Below are 11,480 nucleotides of genomic sequence, written 5' to 3'. Positions count from 1 at the left end.
ATGTTAGAGGTCGACCTGATCGTGTAGCTCTGGGGCGATAAGCCGGCGCGCCCGGCCGCCCGGGGCCCCCCCCCCCCCCCCCCACCACGCCGACGATGATCGACACGGCGACGACGGCGGACAGCAGCCCGATCACGGCGAACGCGAACGTGCGTGACCGCGACCGCGACGCAGCCACGATCTCGTCGAGCCGCGGGACTCGTTGCATGGTCGGATCGGCCATGGCGCTGATCCGTCAGCCCTCGTGCCGGGGACCGTAGTACGACCGAAGCCGACCGTCCGACTGGAACAGGGCCTTCAGTTCGCCCGCGGGCCTTTCCAGGATGACGTAGCTGATCCAGCCGAGCGGCACGGAGACGACCACCAGCAGCAGCGCCACCCAGGGGAACGCCGCCGCCCGGTGACTCACCAGGTGGTGCACGTCCAGGTAGAGCAGGACCGGTTCGTGCCACAGGTAGACGCTGTAGCTGACGGCGCCGACGAACATCAGGGGGCGGGCCGCGAGAGTCCGTCGCCACCATGCCCGCGGATACGCGAACAGCGAGCTGCCGAGCAGCAGGGTGAACGCGACCATGGCGAGCAGGTTGAACTCGGTCGAGGTCCGGGCATCCTCGGTCCGGATGGCGCAGCCGTAGGCGAGGATGGCCAGCGCCACGAGCCGGACGGGGATGAGCCAGACCGCGCGCACGGGTCGGTCGCCCCACCGGGCGTGGGCGATGGCGAGGAACATCCCCATGGCGAACATCTCCGCCTTGGCCAGGGGGTTGAACCAGATCGCCCATCGATCCGACGGCTGGTGGGCGAGTTCGAGCGCCCACCAGTGGTACGCAAGCGAGCCGACCAGCATCACGGCCGGCGGCGTCGCGATCACCAGCACCCGCACGGCCGAGCGGGACCGGGCGGGCAGCCGGCCCCGCAGGGCCAGCAGGATGAGCGCCACGGCGACATAGAAGAAGATCTCCACTGAGAGTGACCAGGCCGGGCCGATGGTGTAGAAGATGCGGCGGCTGTCGAAGACCTGGGTGAAGGTGAGGTGTTCCGCCAGGTCGCGCCAGTCCCCGGGCAGGTCGGGGTTGCGGTAGGTCCAGACCAGCAGGGTGGCGAACCAGTACAGCGGCAGGATGCGCACGGCGCGCCGGAGCAGGAAGACCCGGGGGCTGCCCACCGGCCGCCCGGCGAGAACCGCGCGGGCGGCCGGCGCGTAGAGCAGGAAGCCCGACAGCAGCAGGAACAGGCTGACGAGGCCGTCGAGGTTGAGCAGCAGCCGGCCCAGCGGCGTCCCGGCGTACGCGTAGCCGTCGGGTGACGAGCCGGCCGAGTCCCCGCCGGCGCCCTCCCGGCAGAACTGGTAGGCGTGGAAGACCACGACTCCCAGGGCGGCGATTCCCCGGTATCCCTCGAGGTCGTCCAACCGCGCCAGCTTCCCCGGCCCCGGGGATGACGATGACGCGGGCGAGGGCGCTGGCGTTGGCGTTGGCGACAGTGCTGCCGTTGACGTGGGCGAAGGGGATGACGATGACGAGGGCGATGACGTCGACGTGGACGTGGACGTGGACGTCGTGAGTAGGTCGGTCATCGTCAGGCCGACTCCCGCCGGTACGCCGGGCTGGGCACGGGCACCTGGCGCGGGGTGACCCGCCACTGGCGCTCCCCCCCGATCTCCTTGATCTGGGCCACCCGGGCCAGGCCGTTCTTGTACTCGGTGTAGAAGAAACCGGCGAACAGGGCGTAGACGAGGAACCAACGCCGGCGCCGACGCACCTCCGGGTGGGCGAGCAGGTAGGCGAAAAGGCTTTGCGCCACGCCGACTCCCATCGTGACCAGCGTGAGGAACAGGAAGAACGGCATGGCCCAGTGCACGCCCCGACCGGGAGCCGGATGCAGCAGCAGATACCCGAGCAGCGGGAAGATCTGGATGGAGATCCACGGGTAGAGCTCGCGCCAGCCGAACAGGAACGCGGCTCCGGCCTTCTGCCGGCGGTTGAGAGATGGAGAGGCCAGCGCCATGCCGAAGTACTTCCGCGAGACCTGGAACCAGCCCTGGGCCCAGCGCAGCCGCTGACGGGTCAGTGCCCGCAGCGTGGTCGGCGCCAGTTCGAAGGACAGCAGCGCCGGATCGGAAGCGATACGGACACCGGCGAGGATGGAACGGACCGAGGAATCTATGTCCTCGGTGAGCATGCGGGGGCGCATCCGGACGCGACGCAGAATGTCGGTCCGCCAGTATCCGTTGGATCCGCCGAAGAGGCCGAAGCCGTGCAGTTTCGCCCGCCCCGGATGACCCACCGCGTACATCGACTCGAACTCCACCGCGACCATGCGCGACAACCAGCCCGCACCGCCGTTACGGATGACGCAGTGACCCTGCACGATGTCGTAGGCATCGGCCAGCCATCGCCACGCCCGCGTCACCGAGTCCGGCGCCGGATGGTGGTCGGCATCGAAGACGCCGGTGAAGTGGCCGCTGGCGATTTCGAGGGCGGCATTGACGTTCTGGGCCTTCGAGGTGCTGCCGGGCACCCTGAGCACCACCAGCCGGGGGTGCTCGTGTGCCATCTCCTGGAGCACGCCCTCGACCGGCAGTGCATGCGGGGTGTTGTAGGCGAGGATCACCTGCAGCGGCCCGGCGTAGCTGAGGCGCAGGAACGCCTCGAGCGTGTCGATGATCGTCGCCGACTCGTTCGGCAGGTACGCCGCGATGATGACCGTCGCCGGCGGCGGGTCTCCCGGCGGGAGCGCAGGCGGCCGGACCGGGTCGAGCGCGAGCAGACCTTCGACGTAGATCGACCCGGCGGTCGCCACCAGCGCGAGCACGATGAAGGCGTAGGCGGGGCCGAGCACGTCGACGCCGAACTGGGCCGTGACCGTGTAGTAGACAAAGGGCAGGCCGAGGGCGAGGGCCAGGCTGAGCAGGGCCTGCGCGGCGGTCGACCGGATCCCCCGGCTGGCCGTCTGCCAGGCCGCCGCCGCCGCGCCGGCACGGTTGGGGAGCCCGCCATGGGCGGCGGCCACCGCCGCGGCTGGCTCCCAGGTGCAGGGCTCCAGATCGAGGCGGCTGGCCGCGGTCACGGCGGCGGCCCTGGCCCGGCTGATCAGCACGGCCGGATCCGCCCGGCTCACGCCGACCAGGCCGACGGCGGGCGTGATGCGCAGATGCTCCTCGGCGTCGCCGACGGTCACCGTGAAGGACCGGCTCGCCAGCGCGGCGTTGAGCTGCTCGAGCTGCTTACGGACCCGGGCGGCCGGTGTCGCCGGCAGGACCCAGAGCAGCTCGCCGTTGCTGCGCAGAGCCGGGGGCTTGGCCAGGCCCAGTTCGGCGACGGTGACGTCGCGGATCCGGCCGACCAGTTCCCCGGTCGCCTGCGCCCCGAGGCGCTCGCGGACCCGCCCCAGCTCGCTGACCCGCAGGCAGACCAGCACGCCCTCCCGCCCGACCAGGCGCAGGCGCCAGCCGGTGCCCTGTTGGACGGCGACGTCGTCGAAGATGTCCTCGTCCTCGAGGGCGAGGTGCGCCAGTCCCCGCCGGTTGCGTTCGACCCTGCGCGCGATGGTGGCGGCGAGGCGTCGGGCGACGGCGTCGAGGTCATGCCTGGCCAACCGCCCCGGCGCCGGCGCCTGCTCCTCGCCGCCATCGCCGACATCGCCGCTGTCGCCGGCCGCGGGTGTCACCGGCCGATCGGTCGGCAGGATCAGGGGCACGCCGCCCCGGCGCGCGGCCGGGATGAGCCCGGCGACCAGTTCCTGGCTGACGACGATCTCGTTGGTTGCGGGCTGGTCATCTCCGCCCGGCGCGTCCTCGCCCGGCATTGCGACGCGCACCGCCAGCCCGTGATTCTGGAGCAGGTCGGCAAGGTACTTCGACTCGTTGCGGTCCCGCAGGGAGACACGAATCCGCAGGCCGGCGGGTGCAGCGCCGGTGACGGCCGGCGGATGGACGGCACGGACCCGGTGACGCCCCGCCTCAGCGCCCACGACGAATCCTCGGTCGAATTGCCGACGGCCGGCGCCGAATCGTCGAGGTCAACGGCATCGCGGCAACCGACATTGCGGCATAGGAAGGACAGAAAAAGGTAGGCATATCTTCCCCCGATATGGCCTCTGCGCGGTTCCTTCGGAACCTGGAATCAGGCCGCTGATATCTCGGCGCACACGGCCCGCCCGACCACCCGAGAACGGAACTCGGTCAGCAGCGGGATCAATATCGTGTCGCCGGCGCCTACCTTACGACCGAGACACCGCCGCATACGACCGCCAATACGCATGACGGCCATCTGTGACCCATATCACGGCACGGCGGAGAATGCTATAAATGAAATTCGCCACCGCGCCGGAGATACCCCGATCGGGCATTGATAATATTCAAATCCATTGAGCACTATCCGGATCGCGCGGTAAAGGAGTGCAACGGATGGCGTTCGCTGGCGGCAGGGTGCATCTCCCCGCGTCACGGCCGCTACACGGTCCGCTCGGGTCGGGTACCCGAGGACCCACTGCCGCCAGCCTCGGCGGTCACCACCGCCGGTAGTGCCTGGAGCCGACAACCGGCCGCCGCCTCAGCAGCGGCTCAGCAGGGGCTCAGCAGCGGCTCAGTAGGCTCCCTCGCGGCGCAGCACCGCGAACATCGTCCGCCAGAGGATGTAGAAGTCCATCGCCAGCGACCAGTTCTGCACGTAGCGCAGGTCGAGTCGCACCGACTCGTCCCATTCCAGATCGGACCGACCGCTGATCTGCCACAGGCCGGTCAGGCCGGGCTTCACCATCAGCCGCCGGTGCACGTCGTCCTCGTAGCGGGCGACCTCCGCCGGCAGCGGCGGCCGTGGGCCGACCAGCGACATGCTGCCCCCCACGACGTTGAACAGCTGCGGCAGCTCGTCCAGCGACCACTTGCGCAGGAACTTCCCGACCCGGGTGATCCGCGGGTCGTCGCGCATCTTGAACAGCAGGCCCTCGGCCCGCTCGTTGCGGGACTCCAGCTCCGCCTTGCGCTGCTCGGCGTCGATGTACATCGAGCGAAACTTGTACATCGTGAAATGCTCACCGCCCCGGCCCACCCGCACCTGCCGGAAAATCGCCGGCCCCCGGCTGGTCAGCCGGACGGCCACCGCGAGGCCGGTCAGCAACGGCAGGCACAGCAGCAGGATCCCCGCGGCCACGCTCCGGTCGAACAGGCCCTTCATCGCGCGCCGGGTGCCGCTGAGCTCCGGCTCCTCGACGTGCAGCAGCGGCAGTCCGGCGACCGGACGGATCGAGATGCGCGGCCCGGTCACGTCGGTCAGTGCCGAGGAGACCAGAACGTCGACCTCGCTGCCCTCCAACATCCACAGCAACCGCTGCAGCCGCTCGCCGTCCATCTGCGGGCTGATCGCGACGGTCGTCGCCGCCGTCTGCGCGATGGCGGTGTGCAGGCTCTCCGAGGTCCCGACGATCGGCACCCCCAGCAGGTCGAACCCGCCGCGCTCCGGCGAGTCGTGGCTGTGCCGACCCGGCGACCGGTCGAGAACGACCCCGACGACCGACCAGCCCGCGGTGGGCTCGCGCTGCGCGACCCGGATCATGGAGGCGGCGGACTCCCCCGCGCCGACGACCAGCACGCGATGCAGGCAGCGGCCCGCCCGGCGCAGGCGGTGCAGGCCGGCTCGGGCGCCGACCCGCAGCGCCACCGTCAATAACAGTGCGGCGGGGAACGCGATCAGCACGTAGGCCCTGGCGAGCTCGGCCTTGGTCGCATAGGAGACGACCGCCACGACCGCGGTGAGCTGGGCGGCGGCGTTGAGCACGCGCCGGAACTCCTCGGATCCCCCGCCGAGGAAGCGACTCTCGTACGCACGCCCGAAGAACATCGACAGGACCCAGGCGAGCGGCAGCAGGACCGACATCAGGATGTAGGGCCGCGCCGACACCGGCTTGAGGTCGAACTCGACCAGGCCGCCGAACCGGACCAGGTAGGCCACCCCCACCGCCACCACGCAGGCAAGGGCGTCGGTGACGACCAGCAGCCGGGTATAGGGACGCTCCCACGGAACCCGAGCCCGGTAGCCGGCATCGCCCCGCGCGTCCGGATCGGGCAGGTCGGGCTGATCCGCCAGACCGGGCTGGTCAGGAAGGTCGGGAAGGTCGCCGGCCGAGGGGTCGAGCCCGTCGGCCGGCCTGGGCGCGGTGGCGATCCCCACGGCGTCCCGCTGGGCCGCGCCGGAGCCCCGACGGCCGAGACGATCGACCGCCGGCCCCGGCGGGGGAACGTCCCCGACCACCACCGCCAGCTGGGCACGCTGGTTCGGAATCCGCCGTCCGGGCCGACTCGGCGCGACGGGTGACGCGCCGAGCGTCGCCGCCCCGGCCGGGACCGCCGCCCGGTCATCGTGCCGACGACCGCCGCCACGTTGGGTCACTGGACGGCCCCTCGTCGATCCTTAGCATCGCTGAAGACGGTGTCCGTCACTCGGAAAACCCCCCGCGGTCACGACTCTTCGGACGGGCCACAGCCCGACGGGAGGACGACCGGCCGGGCTGTGTGCCACGTCAGCGCATGACAACAACACCCGCTGTGCCGATCGACGAACCCCCCACTGGTGCACGTCGCACCACCGGCTTGTCGGACCCCCATCCAGCCGGCTCCGTGCGTGCAAACCAACTCTAACGTCCGGCCAGGGAGCGAACCATCGGACCTCGGTGGAATGCGTCATGCGCGTGACAAAAATTGCGGTAGGCCCGAATCGGTTGAGCCGGTACACCCTGCCTGCCTCCCGGGCCTCGGTCCGGCTCGGCGAGGAGGATTTTCGACAGGGGGATAAACCGGGAAGATAACGACATGTCGCAACCTATCCGGGCTCGACAAACCCGCGGGAACTCAGCCGGACCCTCGCGTCGTCGTCCCGGCCCGGCGGGCTGCCGGCCTGGTGAGGGCGCTGCGGGCCCGGGCCAGCCCGGCGAACATCCCGTCCAGGCCGCCGACGATGTTGCCGCCCGCGCCCGCCACCGGGTCGACCAGCAGCGGGCTCGCCCGCAGGACCGCCGTCGCCAGGTGATCGTAGAGCGCCTCCCGGTAGGTGTACCGGGAGTGGAAGGCCTCTCCCGTCACCGCCGCGAGTACCTCCAGCAGGCCGCAGGTCTTCAGGGCGTTGAACAGGCTGCGATCGGGCACCTCGGCGTCGAGCAGGGCGGGCAGCTCCGGCAGGTCGAGCTCGAGGCCGCCGAGAAGCCCTGAACCGCCGGGAAGCTCCGGGCCGCCGAGAAGCTCCGGGCCGCCGAGAAGGTAGCCGTCGGGCCGGGCGTCCCCGCGGGGCCGCAGCACGTGCACCGGGCCATGCTCGGCACCCACCTGCACGGAATCCGTGATCACGCCCTTCTCGCCGATGATTGTCGTCGTCCCCCGGGCCTGGTCGTACGGCTCGGTGATGCGCCCCCGCACCCCGTGCCGCAGCCGGAACTCGAAGCTCACGTCGGCGCCGACCCGCCGCCGGGTGGCCACGGTGACGTGGTCGAAGTCGGCCAGCGATCGGATGAGGGCGAGACCGTGGTAGCGGTAACCGGAGTGGGCGAGTTCCACCGAGCGCACCTCGCCGATCAGGCCGTCGGCAACTGCGCGGCGGGCGAGGGTCCACTGCGGGTAGTTCATGTAGTCCTCGGCCACGACCACCCGGGCGAACGTCCGCAGGGTCGCCATCGCCGGCAGGTGGGCGGCCTGCCCGAACACCGGAGTGTCCAGGACGACCGAGAGCTGGGCCGCCCGCTCGGCAAGTTCGCTCAAGACCGCGCGCACCGCGGTCGTGGAGACCGAGACGACGACCGTGTCGACCGCGTCGAGGAACGCGGCCAGGGAGTCCACCACCGGCACCCCCCACGGCGAGGCCGCGCGTTCGGCGTGCTCCCGGGTGCGCGACCACAGCCCGACGATCTCGAACTGGTCCCGGCGCTGCGCGAAGGCCGGCAGGAAGTTGTTCCGGATCCGTCGCCCGGACCCGATGATCAGGACCCGGCGCAGGCCCACCCCCGTGGTCGCCATCAGCCGACCGGCAGCCGGTACTTGACCGCGCTGACGCGGTGCCAGAGGGCGTCCGCGCGGGTGACCTCGACCACCGAGTTGGGCACGAGATCGGCCGCGGGCGGGGGCGGGGTGGCCGCCTGCGTCGGCCGCGGAAGCTGGCGCGACGCGTCCGGCCCGCCCCGCCCGACGCCGAACAGGAAGCCGAGGTACTCGTCCGCCGGGCTGACAGCCCTGCGGGCGTGGGCGAACTCAGGCAGCTCGATCCGGTCGTTCGGCAGCGACGTGGACTGGATCGACAGCTTGAGCACGCGCCGGCGGACGTCACTGAGGTTCGGTGTCGCGCGGTGGTAGAAGGAGCGGTTCCACACGAAGGCGGTGCCGGCCTGTCCCTGCACCACGACCGAACGGTTGCCGGCCGCGATGGCGTGCGCCGGCGGCAGCGTCCGGAGCTCGAAGCCACCGGAGCCGCTTGCGACGTCGCTCAGGTAGACGAAGATGCTGATGTACTGGGGCGCCGCCGTGGAATCGAACAGCCGGATCGTCTCGGTGTCCCGGTGCCAGCCGCCCAGGCGGCCGGCATGGATGTGCGACCGTTCCTGGTTCGCCGCGGTCTCGTAGACGTGGCAGTGGTACAGCACCGCGTCGGGGATCAGCGCACGGATCGCCTGGCGCAGCGGCGCGCAGAACACCTCCTCGGCGATCCCGAGCGCCACGAGCCGGTCCGCGCCGACGTAGGCCCGCGCCTGATCGGCCTTCTCGGCGAACTCCCGGTCGAGGGTCTCGTTCCACCGCGCCACGGTCTGCGGCGGGTAGAGATCGGCGACCGAGAAAATGCCCGCGGTCCGCAGTCGGGCGCGGTAGTCCGCGGCCTGCCCGGTATTCACATCATCCTCCTTCTACGTCGTTCCCTGGGAATCGGAATCGTGCAGCCTGTGGAGAACCGTTCGGAATCGGCCGAACTCACCCGGCGGCGACGGCCGGCAGTGGCATGCGCAGCCTTTGCAGCGCCGCCCGGATCTCGGGATAGGCAATGTCCTGGACGGCCACGCCCTGACGAATACCCGTGCCCGCGGCGATGGCCGCCACCTGGCCGAGCATCATCAGCACCGGCTCCATCCGCAGCGAGGACCAGGCCACATGGGAGGAGGAGACGCAGACCGGGACGACGAGGTTCGCGCATTCCTGTCGCCGCGGCAGGATCGAGCGCAGCGACACCGCCCACGGGCCGGGCACGGGAACGTCGACGCCGCCCTCGTTGACCAGGCAGTTGTTCGCCACGACCCGCTGCACGGCGTGCGAGTCGACCTTGTAGGACGCGTAGGCGATCGGGTCGGGGCAGTGGCGGGCGCCCGACGCGTCGGCCTCCGTCGCGACGTAGTCGCTGACCATCCGCCTGGCCTCGCGTACGTAGAGCTGACGCGGCCAGTTGTCGCTGTCCACGAACTCGTCGGCGGCGAGGCCGAGGGAACGGGCCTGGGTGCGCTGCCAGGCCGGCACGCCGGCATCGTTTGCCAGGAACCAGAGCAGGCCCTGCTGGTAGCCGAGATGATCCTGGTAGATCTGCTCGCGGCGCGCGTAGTCGGCGGTCGCCCAGTTCGCCGAGCCGCCCACCAGATTGGTGGAGACCGGGCCGCTGTTGTTGAGGTCGTACTTCCGCCCCGGCAGCTCGACCAGGAAGGACATCACGTTCCGGTTCCCGGCGGCGAGGTAGCGGCGGTGCAGCTCGTACCGCTCGGGGTCGTAGCCCGCCGGCTTCGGGAACGGCCGGGCGTTCGATCCGGCGTGGGCCAGGCAGAGCCGGAAACAGAAGTCCATCCCGAGCGGGCTGCGCTGACCCGTCGCCCCCAGCCCGTTCGCCGAGACGTCGGGCAGCAGACCACTGGTCGGGTCGCCGTCGCGGCGGTAGGGACTGAAACAGGCGCGGAAGGTCGATCCGGCCGGGCGGTTCTGCACGCCGTTGAGGGTCTCGCCGTACTCGCTGTTGGCCTCCCGCCCGGTCACGAAGGCGACCCGTGCCGCGGCCAGCAGGTCACCCTCGTAGCTGGCGTCCACGAAGGCGCTGGCCCGGTGGGTGCCACCGCCGTCGGTGTTGATCCAGCGGATCCGATTCCCGCTGAGCACGACCTCGGCGAGCCGTTGCCGGGTCAGGACCCGCACGCCCGCCTTCTTCAGGACCGCGACGAAGACGTCGCGGGCGACATGCGGCTCGAAGTTGTAGACCGGACCGGTCGAACGGTAGTGCTCGCCGATCGCGGCGAAGATCTCCTTGGCGAACCCGCCGATGGTCGAGGTGTAGCCGACGTCCGTGGCGGACAGGCCGCCCGACATCATCCCGCCGATCTCGTCGTCGAAGGCCAGCAGCGTGGTGCGCAGGCCCATCCGCCGGGCCTGGACGGCCGCGGCGACCCCCGCGGGCGTCGCGCCGTAGACGCACAGGTCGGCGTCCGTGCGGGGAGCCTGACCGGGGTCGATCGGGCCGAGGTAGCCGGCCCGCGAGTCCGTGTGGTCATCGCCGCACCCCGCGAGTGCAAGTGCCCCGGCGGCGCCCAACCCCAGCAGGAGCATCTCCCGCCGGCTGCGGCCACGCCCGCTCATCGCCGACACCCCCGGCCGCGCTGCCACCTCTCGGCCAGCCGCCGGGGCTCGGCCAACTGTCGAGGCTCGGCCAGGTACCGGGGCTCACCCATGCGACACCCGCACCCAGCAGGCGGCGAAGGCCGCCACGGCGACAACCGGGAGACTGACGTTCACCAGCCGGCCGACCCCCCGGGCGCGGGAGGACCGCGCCTCGCGCAGCAGATCGACGCCGATCGCGAGGCCCGCCGCCAGGCAGACGAGCACCAGCCCGAGCCGAATCACGTTGTGCTGGTCCATCGACCCTCCCTCAGCCTTCCTGGTCCACCGAGAGCACCGGGTGGCTCGACGCGTCCACGCGCGATGTCCGAAGTCCGCCGTCGACCCCGCGGGCGAGAATGATCGCGTCCGGACTGTTCCGGATGCGGTGATATCCGGCGGACCGTTCCAGAGATGCCGCGTCCGCCGCCGCCCACTTCTCGGGACGGGATTCCGACTCCCGGCCGTAGGCGTCCTGCGCGCGCGTGATCAGAATGTAGTCGGGCTTCAACTGCAGCGCGCACTGGTATGGATCGACGATCGGTTTGCACTTGCTCTCGAGGTTTATCAACGACACCCGGCCGAGATCGTCGTTCTGCCCCGGGAAAAAGCCGTTGAGAACGCCGATCGTACTGCCCGCGGGAGCCAGGTCGTAGAGCTCCTGGGTGGCCGCGACCTCCTCGTGCGAAAACCAGACGAACTCCTCGTTGCCGCCCCGGCAGACGAGCTGCACCGCGACTGCCCCGATACACACGACCAGCAGGAGCGCCGACAGGCGCCGGGAGAGCTCCGGCCGCGGCGGGCGGGCCCGCCGGATGCGCATCTGGACGGTGTCCTCGCCGGAACCGGCCGTCCGGCCGCGCGGACGCCGGCGGGCCAGGCC

At 71.0% G+C, this 11,480-nt stretch carries 8 protein-coding genes and 1 pseudogene; all 9 read right to left on the bottom strand.

Annotation, left to right across the window (positions count from 1 at the left end; genetic code table 11):
* A pseudogene (locus ND748_RS16005) lies at positions 1-223 on the bottom strand (hypothetical protein); the annotation flags it as partial.
* Positions 224-235: 12 nt separating this feature from the next.
* The gene (locus tag ND748_RS16000) at positions 236-1,411 is read right to left on the bottom strand and encodes an acyltransferase (RefSeq protein WP_251746606.1); all 1,176 of its coding nucleotides are present in this window, start codon (positions 1,409-1,411) and stop codon (positions 236-238) included.
* A gap of 167 nt (positions 1,412-1,578) precedes the next feature.
* Positions 1,579-3,972, bottom strand: a complete 2,394-nt coding sequence (locus ND748_RS15995; protein ID WP_251746605.1) for a glycosyltransferase — start codon at positions 3,970-3,972, stop codon at positions 1,579-1,581.
* 614 nt (positions 3,973-4,586) lie between these two features.
* Positions 4,587-6,086 carry a sugar transferase gene (locus ND748_RS15990; RefSeq protein WP_251746608.1) on the bottom strand — a complete coding sequence of 500 codons (1,500 nt, stop codon included), beginning with the start codon at positions 6,084-6,086 and terminating at the stop codon, positions 4,587-4,589.
* A gap of 761 nt (positions 6,087-6,847) precedes the next feature.
* Positions 6,848-8,002, bottom strand: a complete 1,155-nt coding sequence (locus tag ND748_RS15985; RefSeq protein WP_251746604.1) for a Gfo/Idh/MocA family oxidoreductase — start codon at positions 8,000-8,002, stop codon at positions 6,848-6,850.
* Entirely contained in the window at positions 8,002-8,868 is an 867-nt protein-coding gene (locus ND748_RS15980) for a phytanoyl-CoA dioxygenase family protein (RefSeq protein ID WP_251746603.1), read from the bottom strand. Before ND748_RS15980 ends, ND748_RS15985 begins: the two co-directional genes overlap by 1 nt.
* A gap of 76 nt (positions 8,869-8,944) precedes the next feature.
* Positions 8,945-10,579, bottom strand: a complete 1,635-nt coding sequence (locus ND748_RS15975) for an FAD-dependent oxidoreductase (RefSeq protein ID WP_251746602.1) — start codon at positions 10,577-10,579, stop codon at positions 8,945-8,947.
* A gap of 84 nt (positions 10,580-10,663) precedes the next feature.
* The gene (locus ND748_RS15970) at positions 10,664-10,858 is read right to left on the bottom strand and encodes a hypothetical protein (protein ID WP_251746601.1); all 195 of its coding nucleotides are present in this window, start codon (positions 10,856-10,858) and stop codon (positions 10,664-10,666) included.
* 10 nt (positions 10,859-10,868) lie between these two features.
* A partial coding sequence (locus tag ND748_RS15965) for a hypothetical protein (protein ID WP_251746600.1) occupies positions 10,869-11,480 on the bottom strand: 612 nt, incomplete at its 5' end.

Source organism: Frankia sp. AiPs1, from assembly GCF_023716945.1.
In the GTDB taxonomy this organism is placed as follows: Bacteria; Actinomycetota; Actinomycetes; order Frankiales; family Frankiaceae; genus Frankia.
Note: the sequence above shows the minus strand (reverse complement) of the source record. Positions and strands in the feature narration are given on the sequence as shown.

Bases quoted from the DNA above. Each gene is read 5' to 3' on its own strand.
- ND748_RS15985 (WP_251746604.1), bottom strand. From the start codon at position 8,002: ATGGCGACCACGGGGGTGGGCCTGCGCCGGGTCCTGATCATCGGGTCC.
- ND748_RS15975 (WP_251746602.1), bottom strand. From the start codon at position 10,579: ATGAGCGGGCGTGGCCGCAGCCGGCGGGAGATGCTCCTGCTGGGGTTG.
- ND748_RS15970 (WP_251746601.1), bottom strand. From the start codon at position 10,858: ATGGACCAGCACAACGTGATTCGGCTCGGGCTGGTGCTCGTCTGCCTG.